This window comes from Maricaulis maris, from assembly GCF_036322705.1.
In the GTDB taxonomy this organism is placed as follows: domain Bacteria; phylum Pseudomonadota; class Alphaproteobacteria; order Caulobacterales; family Maricaulaceae; genus Maricaulis; species Maricaulis maris_B.
Genome location: NZ_AP027270.1, coordinates 987,162 through 1,000,486 on the forward strand (window position 1 = coordinate 987,162; position 13,325 = coordinate 1,000,486).

Below are 13,325 nucleotides of genomic sequence, written 5' to 3' on the forward strand. Positions count from 1 at the left end.
ATGAGCGAGCTTTTCAAACTCACCCTGTCCGACATCACCGCCAAGCTGAAGGCGCGTGAGGTGTCCGCGGTCGAACTGGCGACGGAAGGCCTTGCCCTGTGCCAGGCGGCCCAGCCGAAGCTGAATGCCTTCACGGCCTTTGATGCCGACAAGACGCTGGCCATGGCCAAGGCGTCGGACGAGAAGCTTGCGCGTGGCGAGGGCGGTCTCATCGAGGGCGCACCGCTGGCGATCAAGGATCTGTTCGCGGTCGAAGGCGTCGATACGGCGGCCTCCTCGAACATCCTTAAAGGCTTCAAGCCGACTTACGAATCGAGCGTCACCGCCAAGCTCTGGGAAAATGGCGGCGTTTTCCTGTGCAAGACCTCGATGGATGAGTTCGCCATGGGCTCGTCGAACGAGACGGCGAATACCGGCCCGGTCAACAATCCCTGGAAAGGCCCGAACGGCGAAATGTTGACGCCGGGCGGCTCTTCGGGCGGGTCCGCGGCGGCGGTGGCAGCCGATCTCTGCTTTGGTGCCACCGGCACCGATACCGGCGGTTCGATCCGCCAGCCGGCCGCCTTCACCGGGACGGTCGGCGTGAAGGCCACCTATGGCCGCACCTCGCGCTGGGGCACGGTGGCTTTTGCCTCCTCGCTCGACCATCCCGGCCCCTTTGCCAAGACGGTGAAAGACTCGGCCCTGATGCTGCAGGCCATGTCCGGGCACGACCCCAAGGACTCGACCTCGCTGCCCAATGACGTGCCGGACTTTGTCGCGGCAGTCGGCGGTTCTGTGAAGGGGCTGCGCATCGGCGTGCCGAAGGAATACCGCGTTGACGGCATGCCCGGCGAGATCGACGAGGTCTGGCAAAAGGGCATTGACTGGCTCAAGGCGGCCGGTTGCGAGATCGTCGACATCTCCCTGCCGCACACGAAATACGCCCTGCCGGCTTATTACATCGTCGCGCCGGCGGAAGCGTCCTCCAACCTCGCCCGCTATGACGGCATGCGCTATGGCAATCGCGTGGAGGGGGAGAACCTCAATGCGACCTATGAGAACACGCGCGGCGCCGGTTTCGGCCATGAGGTCCAGCGCCGGATCATGATCGGCACCTATGTGCTCTCGGCCGGCTATTACGACGCTTACTACCTGCGGGCCCAGAAAGTGCGCACGCGCATCCTGCAGGATTTCGAACAGGCGTTTGAAAAAGTCGATGCCGTTCTGACCCCGTCGGCCCCGTCCGCCGCCTTTGCGCTGGGGTCCAAGTCGGACGATCCGATCGCCATGTATCTCAATGACGTCTTCACCGTGACCGCCAACCTGGCCGGCCTGCCGGCCATGTCGGTCCCGGCCGGTGTCGACAAGGACGGCCTGCCGCTGGGCCTGCAGATCATCACCCCGGCGCTGGACGAGGAAACCATGTTCAAGGTCGGCGCCGCGATCGAGGATTCGGCTGGCTTTGTCGCCAAGCCGGAGAATTGGTGGAGCTGATGACAGACCCGCAAACCCCGACGCCGAACCCGGCCCCGGACCCGGATCCCGCGCCGGAGCCGCCGAAGAAGCCCAATACCGGCTTCATGATCCTGATCGCGATCCTTTGCCTCGCCTTCGGCCTGCCGACCACCTATTCCGGCGGTGTGATGGTTGGTGCGGCTTTTGGTGCCGGGGATTTCCCGTCCATCGGCTTTATCGCCCAGCTCGGACTCGGTCTGGTTCTGACCGGTTTCGGCCTGGCGTCGGTGCTGGCCGTGGTGAAGGTGTTTACGGGGCGGCCCAATGGCTGAACCCGTCCACCCGGCCATGAAGCTGGCGCGCCCGAGCCTGCTGCTGGGTGCGCTTCTCCTGCTGGCCGGGGCGGTAGTGTTTCGTGGCGTGATCGAGCTGGAGCCGCGCAATCTGTGGACCGTGCTCCTGGTCACACCGGGGGTCGGATTTTTGTTTTTTGGCCTGACTGTCACAATGGCGGGACGGGTCCTGGTTGCGGCGATGAATACGCCGGAAGACGAGCGTCCCAAATGGGATGACGACGAGGAAGATCGAGATGAGTGATCACAGCTACATCCTGCCCGGCGCAACCGGCGACTGGGAAGTTGTCATGGGTCTGGAGATCCATGCCCAGGTGGTCTCGAATGCCAAGCTGTTCTCCGGCGCGGCGACGGCCTTCGGCGCGGCGCCCAACACCCAGGTGTCGCTGGTCGATGCGGCGATGCCGGGCATGCTGCCGGTGATCAACAGCCATGTCGTCGAGCAGGCCGTGAAGACCGGTCTCGGCCTTAATGCCCAGATCAATCTCTGGTCCCGCTTCGATCGCAAGAATTACTTCTATCCCGACCTGCCGCAGGGCTATCAGATCAGCCAGTTCCAGTTCCCGATCGTGGGCGAGGGCGAGATCGAGTGCGAGCGCGATGACGGTTCGCGTTTCACCGTCGGTATCGAGCGCCTGCACCTGGAACAGGACGCCGGCAAGTCGATCCACGATCTCGACCCCAATTCGACCTATGTTGATCTCAACCGGTCCGGCGTTGCGCTGATGGAGATCGTCTCGCGCCCGCATATCCGCTCGCCCGAGGAAGCCTCGGCCTATGTTGCCAAGCTGCGCACCATTTTGCGCTATCTGGGCACGTGTGGCGGCGACATGGAGAAGGGTCAGCTGCGCGCCGACGTCAATGTCTCGGTCTGCCGTCCCGGCCAGTACGAGAGATTCCGCGAGACCGGCGATTTCTCGCATCTGGGCACGCGCTGCGAGATCAAGAATGTCAATTCGCTGCGCTTCATCCGCCAAGCCATCGAGTACGAAGCCAAGCGCCAGATCGACATCATCGAGGAGGGCGGCACGATCGATCAGGAAACCCGCCTGTTCGACGCCAATACCGGTGTGACCCGCTCGATGCGCTCCAAGGAAGAAGCCCACGACTACCGCTACTTCCCCGATCCTGACCTGCTGCCGCTCGAGCTGCAGCAGTCTTTCGTCGATGATATCAAGGCCAGCCTGCCCGAACTTCCCGACCAGAAGCGCGTGCGTCTGGTTTCCGAGCTCGGCCTGTCGGAGTACGACGCTGCCGTCCTGTCTGCCGACAAGGACCGCGCCGACTATTTCGAGATTGTCGCCGAGGGGCATGACGCCAAGCTGGCCTCCTCCTGGGTCAATAACGAGCTCTATGGCCGCCTCAACAAGGAAGGCCTCGACATCACCGAAAGCCCGGTCTCGGCCGAACAGCTCGGTGGTCTGATCGCGCTGATCTCCGACGACACCATCTCCGGCAAGATCGCCAAGGATGTCTTCGAGATCCTGTGGACCGAGGGCGGCGATCCGGCGAAAATCGTCGAGGAAAAGGGCCTCAAACAGGTCACCGATACCGGCGCCATCGAAGCCGTTATCGACGAGCTCATCGCCGACAATCCCGACCAGGCCGCCCAGGTCAAGGACAAGCCCAAGACGATGGGCTGGTTCGTCGGTCAGGTGATGAAGGCGATGCAAGGGAAGGCCAACCCGCAAGCGGTGAACGAGATTTTGCGGAAGAAGCTGCTGGGGTAATCCCGGACACCGGGATTACCCCCTCATCCGCCCCTCCGGGGCACCTTCTCCCAGGGGAGAAGGAAAGCGTGTGAGCGTGGTCACGTGGGGCATCGGGTTTTCTGAGCTAGTCTGGATAACTCCACTTTCCCTCTCCCTCGGGAGAGGGTGGCCGCAGGCCGGGTGAGGGGAAAATCCCGGAGCTTGCCGCATACCTCTGGCTCCCATCCCTCCAACAATGCTATCCCTCTGAATTCAGGGGAGACACCATTCCATGACCACACCACAGGATGACAGCGCGCTGGGCGAGCTTTTGCCGATCGAGGTGCTTGAGGGGCATGTCCGTGATGCGTGGGAGTGGTTTTTGGCCAGCCTGCTCAATCTGGATGTGGCGATCCAGATGGGCCTCATCCTGGCGGCTTTCATCCCCGCCCTGATTTTCGGACCCCGGTTGCGCGAGGTCGTCGAAAGCCTGACCAAGGGGCGGATCAAGACCGGTCTCGCGCGGCGCCTGCTGACAGCCGCGATTTCGCTGGCGACGCCGCTGGCGCTGATCGCGGTGCTGGCGCTGACCCGGATCGTGCTGGGCGCGCTGGATCAACCCTTCGCACTGGTCGACGCGGCGATGAGCCTGATGACGGCCTGGCTGGTCATCCGCGCCGTGACCCTGATCATCCGCTCGCGCTTCTGGTCCAAGGTCGCCTTCTATGTCGCCTGGCCGGTGGCCGCGCTGGATGTGTTCGGCCTGCTCGACGATGTCGTGGTCCAGCTGCAGGCGTTGGCGATCCCGCTCGGCGAGACCGATGACGGTCAGCCGGTCGACCTGTCGCTGTTCGATATACTGCGCACGATGATCTATTTCGGGGCGTTGTTCTGGCTCGCCTCGATGGCCGGACGGACCGTCAATACCCAGCTTGAACGGACCGAGGAGATCTCGCCGGCCCTGCGCGCCCTGATCGCCAAGGTGCTGGGCGTTGCCCTGCCGGTGATCGCGCTGCTGATCGCCCTGCAGCTGACCGGCTTCAACCTCGCCACGCTGGCGATCTTCTCCGGCGCTGTGGGCATCGGCGTCGGTCTGGGCCTGCAGAAGACCGTCGCCAACTTCGCTGCCGGCTTTACCCTGCTGGCTGACAAGTCGATCAAGCCCGGCGATGCGCTTGAGGTGGATGGCCAGTTCGGCTGGGTGACCGGCATGGAGTCGCGCTATGTCTCCATGCGCACGCGTGATGGCACCGAGCATCTTATCCCGAACGAGCATTTCATCGCCAACGGGGTGATCAATTGGTCAAAGTCCGACCGTGTCGTGCGTCAGCACGCGCCGTTCGGTGTGTCCTACGACACGCTGGACCTGGAGCGTGTCCAGCGCCTTGCGATCGAGGCGGCCAAGACTGTGCCTCGGGTCGTCGCCGAAAAGGACCCGGTCTGCAATCTGATGGATTTCGGCGACAGCTCGGTCAATTTCGATCTGCGCTTCTGGATTTCCGATCCGGAGAACGGTCTCTCCAATGTCCGCAGTGAGGTCTATGTCGCGATCTGGAAGAGCTTCCACGAGCACGCGGTCGAATTCCCCTATCCGCAGATTGATCTCCATGTCCGCGATCTGCCGGCCGGCGTGAAGAAACAGATGATGGCCGACAAGCCGGCCTAGTCACGCCTCCCACCTGTACGTGTATACCCGTCATTCAACTGTGTTGGCGTTCAAAGAGGCTTTCCCGACAGGTGGTTAGGGAAGGAGCAATGCAACCTTTGGATATTTTCCCTCGCCGGAACGATGGCGCACGCAAACGGGCGACCATTGACGGGAATACACAGATCTGAGGGGTGCGAGCATGGGGCCGCACCCCTCTTTTCTGACCTAGTTCAACAAGCCGATCTCGCGCAGGCGCTGGTTTAGATAGTCATTGGCACGCATCGGCTCGGGATATTTGTCCGGATTGTCCGGCCCGCTGCAGCCCGGCAGTGTCGTGATCATGTAGTCCGGCCGATAGTGAAGGAAGAATGGCAGGGAATAGCGCGAGAAGCCGGTGCGAGCGCCGGCCGGATTGATTACGCGGTGCTGGGTCGAGGGCAGGAGGTCATTGGTCGAGCGGGCCAGCATGTCGCCCATATTGACCACCAGACAGCCTGGCGGCGGGTTCATGTCGATCCACTCGCCGCTGCGCGTCTTCACTTGCAGCCCGGGCTCCTCGGCACCGAGCAGCAGGGTGATTGTGTTGATGTCGCCATGCGCCTCGGCCCGGATAGAGCCACCCGGATCACCGGTGACCGGCGGGTAATGCAGAAGGCGCATCACCGAATTGCCGTCCTTCACCGTGTCATCGAAGAAGCTCTCCTCGAGGCCGAGATCGAGGGCGATCGCGCGCAGGACCTGTACACCCAGCTGGTCGAAGGCGTCATAGAGACCGTGCACGACGGTGCGCCAGTCGTCGATCTCGGCGGGGACCAGGTTGGGTGCCATGTCGGCTTCGTACTTGTGACCGGCCGGCAGGTCGCGGCCGACATGCCAGAATTCCTTCAGGTCGACATGCTTGGCGTCCTTGGCAATCTCCTTGCCGAAGGGCGTGTAGCCGCGCGCGCCGCCACCGCCCTCGACCAGGTATTGCATCTTGGTCGCTTCCGGCAGGGCGAAGAATTCCGCTGCCTTGTCATAGGCCGCCTTGATCAGCGCCGGGTCGAGTCCATGATCAGAGATCGCGGCAAAGCCGTATTCGCGGAAGCTGCGGCCCAGCTCGGCCGCAAAGCGCGCCTTGTCAGTCGCGGCCAGCGCCATGGAGACGGGCGGAAATCGGGAAAGCGTATCGGACGGCATGACGGGCTCCTGTCGGTCACCCGTGGGGGATAATCGCACCAGCCGCGCCTGCCAACTCCCCTTGTCTGTGGGGACCCGCAGTGTGGCGACAGGTCGCAAGCGCTTTCTCGCGCCTCAGGGGCATCGGCTTGCAAGGTTAACGGAGCCGGTCCTAACTGTTGAGCGGGAACAGGGGGGCATCATGACGGACACCGTCGATGCTGCAGAGACGAGCATACCGGGCGCCGACGCCTGGCAGCGGGTCGGCTTGACCCGGCGCGAAGCCTTGCGGCGTGAGCGCCATGACCGCCTGCGGGCTGAGACCCTGTCGCCGTGGGAGGCGCGGCTGCCGGGGATCGCCGTCTGGCTGGTCTGGCGGGCTTTCTACAAGGGACTGCAGCCGCTCTGGCTTCTCGCCTCGCTGGCGGCGGCGGGCTGGTTTGGCGTGCAGATGCTGGCCCAGACCGGCGGGCTGGCCGCGCATGTCGCGCCACAGCCGGGTGAGGCCGAACGGCTTGGTGCGCTGATCCGCGAGGCGGTGCCGGCCGGGGAAGATGCCCGCACGCTCTGGCAGGGCCGTCTCGAGGACGCCTTGCGGGGTGACGAACGACGCCGAGCCGATATTGATCGCTTCCGCAGCTGGGCGGCTCTCGGTCCGATGCTGATCGGACCGGACCGTCTGGCGCTTGAGGCGATGGCCGGCCCGGCTGGTCCGCGGGCCCTTGATGCCCGTCTGCGCGCGGGACCGGCCTGGCAGCGCCGACAGCAGCTTGATACGGCCTTTGCCGAGGAGCTGGCGCGCGGCGCCGTGCTTGATCTGGATCCGCCGGCGCTCATCTTTGCTCCCGAGATGCTGGCACGTCGGCAATCGGCCCGCCAGTTTGCGTGGGCGGTGGCGCGGACCAGCGCCGACGGTTTCTTCCAGGGCGATTATCGCGGTCAGTTTGAAATGCGCTCGGTTCCCGCGCTGGTGGTCGGCAATCCTGGCGATACCCGTCTTTATGGCGGCGTCCGCCATCTGGTGATCCAGCTCTGTGCTGATCCGGCGACCCGGATGGCGGGCTGCGACAGTGCCATCATCCCGCCGGCCCGCGCCGACCGGCTCTCGCTGGTTCTGGCCGGCATTGAGTCCGGCCTGATCGAATTGCCCGGCCGGGATCACGGTTTGAGGTCGGGCGCCGAGATCCTCACTGCGGCGCGGCGGGCCGGGCGCTTGCACCCGCAGCTGGAGGCCTGGCTCGAGGCTGAACTTGCAAGCCTCGTTTCGGTCGAGGATATCGGCCCCGCCCTCGCGCGGGCCGGCGTGCGACCGGATGTCGGCTTTGCCGCCCCGGGTCGTATGGCGTCCCGCATTGCGGACGGCATCGATGCCCGCACGGCCCCGTCGGCGGTCGCTGTGGCAAGTGCGCTCGAACGCGTCGCGCAGGTGAGGGCCAGGACATCCAGCTTTGAAGCCATTCGCCTGATGGCGCATGTTTCGGGACCCGCCGCGCTGGAGGATTTGCAGCGCTTGGCCGGTCTCTCGGGCCTGTCGACCCTGGCGGTGATGGAATTTCTGGGTGATGCCGCCTTTCAGGCTCTCGCGCCCTTGCCGCCCCGGCCGGAAGTCGAGCCGCGCGTCCGGCAGGGGTTGATCGCAGCGCTGGTATCCGCCGCCCTGGTCTTGCTGCTCACGCTGATCCGCCTCGCAACGCCGGACCGTCTGCGCCGGGCCAGCCGGACAAGTCTTACCGATGCGTGGATATCGCGTTTACTACTCGGCAGGAAACTATAACGCATTTAAAGACTTAAGGCGTATTTTTCCTGATTCGCCTTAACCTTAATGCAATCCTCTTTGCTCAGGATCACATCTGTTCGAAGGCATTCGGACTGGATGGTGGTTGCGGGTCACAGGTCAAAAAGACAGGACCCGCCAGTGTAAGAGTAAGGGGAAGTCCCATGGCGTTCACGGACGTAGAAACGGCCCAAGCGCATCAAGCGGCATTTGCTGACCCGACGGGTGAGGATCTGTGCAAGCTTGGTATTCTGTACTCAACGGGCCAGGGTGGTGAGATCGACTATGTCGAAGCCCACAAATGGTTCAATCTGGCGGCCCTGATGGGCTCGGAGCCGGCGAAATACTATCGCGCGGAAATCTCCGACCAGATGTCGACCTTCGAGGTCGCAGCAGCCCAGCGCGCTGCCCGCGAATGGCTGTCGACGCGCCACTAGGCGAAACCGACACCAGCGATGACAGCCGGCGGATGGGTGCATCTGCCGGCGGCGAAATCCGCGTGCGTTCTGAGATAATCTCGAGACCGTCTGGTGATGTGCTTCGGCCGCGCTTCCATGCCTGGCTTGCGCCGGGACGGACCGGACAAAGCGCCTTCGCCGCCGATCAGGAACAGCCGCGCGGTCTATCGCCGGACGCGAGCTGTGGGCGCTCTGTCTCGACATCTTTTGCCTTGTCATCCCGGGCGTACGGCCCGCGACGGCAGGCCTCAGACCCGGGACCTGGCGGTTTGTCAGGAGCCAGGCAGCGGTCGTTGGTCCGGCCTGCGTCGGACGTCCAGCGGATATGTGTCGTGTGTCTTCAGGGCCTCGCCCGGACAAGCCAGGTTCGATTGCCGCGCCAGCGGCAAGACGGAACCGGTGACGCCATTCGCGCCAGGCGCGTATACCTGTGGCGATGGCGATGGCGATGGCGATGCGAGGGGTGTCCCGGCCTCAGTTGTTCGTGATCGCGTCCGCGATGGCGTAGGAGAAAGCCTGGTCCAGTGGCAGGACGCCGGAGACGTATTGCTCCACGAAGACATTGATCTCGGCGACCGTGGAACGCGGCACGAAGATGATGTCATGGCGACGTATCTGGATGTCGTCGGCGCCGGGCCGACCGCGCAGGGCGTTATGCAGGTTGACTGTCCGCATCATCAGAGCGCCACCGGGTTGGCGTCGCAAGACGACCACATCGCCGCGCGCCGCCGTGTTCTGGAAGCCGCCGGCCATCATCACCGCTTCAAGTGCGCCAACCGGACCGGTCAGCTCGACCAGGCCGGGCGCATTCACTTCGCCGCCGACAATGATGTTCTGCGGACCCAGCGCCGCGCGGCGCACTTCGATGATGGGCGAGACCAGCACGTTCTGCGCGTAGGCATCGGCCAGCGTGTTCGCGATTTCATAATCGGTCTTGGCCGCGACCATGACATTGCCCAGCAGGGGCAGGGAGACGCGGCCATCCGGTCCGATCAGTGCCGTGCGTGACAATTCCGGGGCCGAGTGGACCGTGACGTCGATGGAGTCGCCGGGATAGAAGCGATAGGCGGGGTCGGTGTCCTGCCAGGCAGCAAAACGCGGCTGGCCCCAGTCCGCGGTTGCGGGCGTGGACGGCGTGCCGGCGCAGGCGCTGACAGCGAGGAGAGCGGCGGCGCAGAGGCCATATCGGATCGCACGCATGAGACATCTTTCCGGTCGGCTGTTAATGCCCATTCTTCGCGCGTCATGGATAACAAATTTTTAAGCGCAGCCGGGGTCTTATTGGGGAATGACACGCGCGTATCACGATAGCGGCCCCGCTTCCGCGGCGGCCCCGGGGTCGGCTCACTCCTCGCGAGGCGAGCTGGACCTGTTCGACGTGATCGCGCTCGCATGGTCTCAGAAGGGCTTTATCCTTCTGATTTTCGCCGTGATTTTCGCTGTTGGCGTGGCCGCGTCCCTGACCCTTCTCAAGCCGAGCTACACGGCCGAGACCCGGCTTCTGGTCCTGCTTGATGCGAATCCCACGCCCAATGCGGCCGGTGTCGGTGATGCCTTCATGCTCGACCAGGTCATGCAGTCGGAGAGCGAATTGCTCAGTTCCGACGCCGTGCGGCGCTTGGCGCTGCAGACGCTCGGTGCCGATGTCGTGCTGGGCGAGCCGGTCGCGCTGAACGCCGACGGTCTTGCGCTGCGTGAGCTGCGCACCGGCTTCCAGCTGTCGCGCGAGCCCAATTCCTCGGCCATCAATGCCAGTTTCAAATCGGCCTCGGCGGAGCGCTCCGCGCTGATCCTCAACACGATTGTCGATGCCTATCTCGCCTATCGCGAGCAGGTCCTGTTCGAGACCGGGCTCAGCGGGCTGGAAGTGCAGCGCGAGCAGGCCGACCAAGCGGTCGCCGTTGCCCGTTCTGCGCTCGATAGCTTCCTGCGAGCCAACGACCTGGCCAATTTCGAGGCCGAGCGTCAGACCGCCGAAAACCTGGTCGGAAATCTGTCCGAACGGATCAGCCAGGCTCGGGCAGAGCGCGACTCGGCCCTGGCCGGCGCCGCGGCCTTGCGGGACCGCCTGTTCCAGATTCCCGAGAGCATCGAGCTCTATGTCGAGAATGGCGTGTCGGGTGTCCTGCTTGATCGCCGCGCCGAACGGGCCAGCCTGCTGGCTCGCTATCAGCCGAGCGCACCGGCCGTCCAGGCCATCGACCGCGAGATCGCCGCCATCGAGAGCTTTGTCGCGTCCGGCGCGACCGAGGGCGAAGGGCAGCGCCGGACCGGTGCCAACCCGGTTCGTCAGGCGCTCGAGTCCGAGCTGGCGACCCGTGAGGCCAACGCCCAGGCCCAGGCCTCGCTGGCCACCGCGCTGGAAGCCCAGGCCCGCACCAATCGCAGCCTGGTCACCCGGCTTCGCCAGCTTGAGCCGGACTATACCCGTCTGGCCCAGAACATCACGGCCGCTGAAGAAGCCGCTGCGGCTGTGGCGGCGCAGGAAGCCACGGCCACGGCCCGCCGTTCGCCCAGCCTGGGCGCCGCCGATGCCGTCCGCCTCATCGATCGCGCCTCGCCGCCGATGGAAGGCTCATCGATGAAGAAGCTCGGTCTGATCGGTGCCTTTGTTGCAGCCGCCGGGATCGCGCTCTTTCTCGGTCTGCTGCGGGGCTATTGGCTGACCTATGTCCGGGCCGCGGCCTTGCCGGTCTCCCGTCCGATCACGTCTGCAGCCGTGGCGACCGCACATGGTCAGGCCCGCAGCTCTGGCGCGGCATACGCCCAGCCGGTTGCGGCCAATGATCCGTTCGACGGTCTGCCGATCCTCGCGCGTGTGTCCGATCGTTCAGTGTAAGCGCGGCGTTAACCTCGTTTCTCGCATTCTTGGCCGGACCGAATCGCGCAGGGCGCCGCAGACCCATGAATCTTACCGCTGACCTCTCCCAGCTGATCGATGAGCTCGAGCCGATTGCCCGTCCGGGCGGTCAGGGCCGTGTCCTCATGGTGATGGGGACCAGTCGCGGGGCCGGAGCCTCGACCGTGGCTCGCGAGCTGGCCCGTCTGGCCGCGCGTCGGTCGACCCGTGGCGTCTGGCTGTTTGATCTCGATTTCAACGCCAATGCCCAGGCCGAGGCCGCCCGCGTCCAGGGCCAGGCTTATGATGCCGGCTTCGGCCGTGATCCGTTCTGGTCCCTGACCACGCAGGACGGTGAGCGCGCCCGGATCATCGCGCGCCAGTCGGCCGCTCCCAATCTCTTCGTGACCGAGCTGCAGGCCCGTCCCGGTGCCGTGCGTCAGGCCGGTCTGCGTCCGGCCCCCGAATATTGGGCGGCTGTTCGCGGCGCTGTCGATCTGGCGGTCATCGATGCGCCCGGCAATTCGCGCGCCCCGCTGTCGCTGGTCGAGGATGCCGATGGTGTCATCCTCGTCGTCGATTCCCGGCTCAGCCGCGTCGACGGCATCCAGGCCCGCAGAGCCGCCATCGAGGCGCGTGGTGGGGTTGTGGCCGGGCTTATTCTCAACCGGACGCGGAGCGCTGCCCGGAGTGCAGCATGAGCCTCGCAGCCAGTCATGACCCGGCTTTCCTGTCGGCCTGGCGCCGGGCACCAGCTCTTCAATTTACCGGTGCGATCGAAGGCGGGCTGACGCTGCTCTGCCTCTTCCTGTTCTCGCAAGGCCTGATCGGGCCGCTTTTTGCCGATCCGGCCAATCCGGAAAGCTCCGTCGTCTTGCGTCTGATCTGGTTGCCGGTCTACGCGCTCACCCTGGTGCTCGCCATAACCCGGCCCGGAGCTGTGATGCGCACGCTGGCTGGCAACTGGTTGATGCTGGCGCTGGTTCTGCTGACGGCGGTCTCGGTGCTCTGGTCGGTCGCGCCCGATACCACGTTGCGGCGGGCCTTTGCTCTCATCATGACGACATTCTTCGGTTTCTGGATGGCCGCGCGCTGGTCCTGGCGCAGCCTGATCCTGCTGACCGCGACGACCTTTATCGGGCTTGCGGTCCTGTCGACACTGATGGCGCTGGCCATGCCGTCTCTGGGCGTCGACCATGAGGTTCATGCCGGTGCCTGGAAAGGCGTCTGGTGGGAGAAGAACACGTTGGGTGCGATGATGGCCTGGGGCGCCGTGGCCTGTTTCGCCGCGCTGCACATGGACCCGCGCCGGCGGTGGATCTGGATGGGCGGGGCCATCCTGTGCTGCGCCCTGGTCCTGCTTTCGACCTCCAAGACCGCGCTGCTCGCCCTGCTGCTGGGCACAGGCGGGGCGATGGGAATTGCCCTGTGCCGGCGTGGTTTCGGCTTTGCCAGCCTGATGCTGTTCCTCGGCCTGACCGGCGCTGCGGGGGGTGCACTCATCCTGCTGATCGCGCCGGTGGAATTTCTCGAACTGCTCGGACGCGACGCCACCCTGACCGGCCGGACCGATATCTGGGCCATCCTCTCGCGCCAGGCCATGGAAGTGCCTTGGACGGGCTATGGATACATGGCCTTTTGGGCCAATGAGACCGGGCCGGTATTCTGGGTCCGACAGGGCACGGACTGGCCCGTGCCGACAGCGCATAATGGCTGGATCGAGACCGCGCTGGCGGTCGGACTGCCGGGTGTGGCGATGATGGCGCTGGTCTTTGGTCGCGCCCTGGTGCGGGCAGCCGGGCGACTGTTCCACGGGCCGGAGACCTACTGGACGCTGACGTTCCTCGCCATGCTGAGTCTGGTCAGCATATCGGAATCCAACCTCTTGCAGCAGAATTCGATCGGCTGGGTATTGCTGGTCGCGACGGCTGCCAAGCTGGCTGATCGGCGGGCGCGCTAGCGTTCGC

The 13,325-nt window shown here is 64.8% G+C and carries 12 protein-coding genes; 10 read left to right on the top strand and 2 right to left on the bottom strand.

The genetic code is table 11. The annotated features are described in order from the left end of the window. From gatA to AAA969_RS04550, 5 genes are all read left to right on the top strand, one after another. Positions 1 to 1,476, top strand: coding sequence for an Asp-tRNA(Asn)/Glu-tRNA(Gln) amidotransferase subunit GatA (gene gatA / locus AAA969_RS04530; protein WP_338244080.1), 1,476 nt, complete (start codon positions 1 to 3; stop codon positions 1,474 to 1,476). Beyond that, positions 1,476 to 1,769, top strand: coding sequence for a hypothetical protein (locus AAA969_RS04535; protein WP_338244081.1), 294 nt, complete (start codon positions 1,476 to 1,478; stop codon positions 1,767 to 1,769). Before gatA ends, AAA969_RS04535 begins: the two co-directional genes overlap by 1 nt. Further along, on the top strand, positions 1,762 to 2,034 hold the full coding sequence (locus tag AAA969_RS04540) for a hypothetical protein (protein WP_047158501.1): 273 nt from the start codon (positions 1,762 to 1,764) through the stop codon (positions 2,032 to 2,034). The genes AAA969_RS04535 and AAA969_RS04540 overlap by 8 nt, the downstream gene beginning before the upstream one ends. Then, complete coding sequence (gene gatB, locus AAA969_RS04545; RefSeq protein WP_338244083.1) at positions 2,027 to 3,520, top strand: Asp-tRNA(Asn)/Glu-tRNA(Gln) amidotransferase subunit GatB; 1,494 nt, start codon at positions 2,027 to 2,029, stop codon at positions 3,518 to 3,520. Before AAA969_RS04540 ends, gatB begins: the two co-directional genes overlap by 8 nt. A 253-nt stretch (positions 3,521 to 3,773) precedes the next feature. Beyond that, complete coding sequence (locus AAA969_RS04550) at positions 3,774 to 5,147, top strand: mechanosensitive ion channel family protein (RefSeq protein ID WP_338244085.1); 1,374 nt, start codon at positions 3,774 to 3,776, stop codon at positions 5,145 to 5,147. 207 nt (positions 5,148 to 5,354) lie between these two features. Here the strand turns inward: AAA969_RS04550 and AAA969_RS04555 are convergent, their stop codons facing one another. Then, positions 5,355 to 6,308: an isopenicillin N synthase family dioxygenase gene (locus tag AAA969_RS04555; protein WP_338244087.1), complete on the bottom strand. Its 954-nt coding sequence runs from the start codon at positions 6,306 to 6,308 to the stop codon at positions 5,355 to 5,357. Positions 6,309 to 6,489: 181 nt separating this feature from the next. Here AAA969_RS04555 and AAA969_RS04560 point away from each other — a divergent pair, with 181 nt between their 5' ends. Together AAA969_RS04560 and AAA969_RS04565 are read left to right on the top strand one after the other, a co-directional pair. Next, positions 6,490 to 8,061, top strand: coding sequence for a hypothetical protein (locus tag AAA969_RS04560; protein ID WP_338244089.1), 1,572 nt, complete (start codon positions 6,490 to 6,492; stop codon positions 8,059 to 8,061). 164 nt (positions 8,062 to 8,225) lie between these two features. After that, a complete protein-coding gene (locus tag AAA969_RS04565; RefSeq protein WP_291844320.1) occupies positions 8,226 to 8,498 on the top strand; it encodes a hypothetical protein in 273 nt (90 codons plus the stop codon). A gap of 495 nt (positions 8,499 to 8,993) precedes the next feature. Here the strand turns inward: AAA969_RS04565 and AAA969_RS04570 are convergent, their stop codons facing one another. Continuing rightward, the gene (locus tag AAA969_RS04570) at positions 8,994 to 9,719 is read right to left on the bottom strand and encodes a polysaccharide biosynthesis/export family protein (protein ID WP_338244093.1); all 726 of its coding nucleotides are present in this window, start codon (positions 9,717 to 9,719) and stop codon (positions 8,994 to 8,996) included. 88 nt (positions 9,720 to 9,807) lie between these two features. Here AAA969_RS04570 and AAA969_RS04575 point away from each other — a divergent pair, with 88 nt between their 5' ends. The 3 genes from AAA969_RS04575 (at position 9,808) to AAA969_RS04585 (ending at position 13,318) form a co-directional block, all read left to right on the top strand. After that, positions 9,808 to 11,358, top strand: a complete 1,551-nt coding sequence (locus tag AAA969_RS04575) for a GumC family protein (RefSeq protein ID WP_338244094.1) — start codon at positions 9,808 to 9,810, stop codon at positions 11,356 to 11,358. Positions 11,359 to 11,423: 65 nt separating this feature from the next. After that, the gene (locus AAA969_RS04580; protein WP_338244096.1) at positions 11,424 to 12,059 is read left to right on the top strand and encodes a hypothetical protein; all 636 of its coding nucleotides are present in this window, start codon (positions 11,424 to 11,426) and stop codon (positions 12,057 to 12,059) included. After that, on the top strand, positions 12,056 to 13,318 hold the full coding sequence (locus tag AAA969_RS04585) for an O-antigen ligase family protein (protein WP_338244098.1): 1,263 nt from the start codon (positions 12,056 to 12,058) through the stop codon (positions 13,316 to 13,318). Before AAA969_RS04580 ends, AAA969_RS04585 begins: the two co-directional genes overlap by 4 nt. The last annotated feature ends 7 nt before the right edge of the window (positions 13,319 to 13,325 follow it).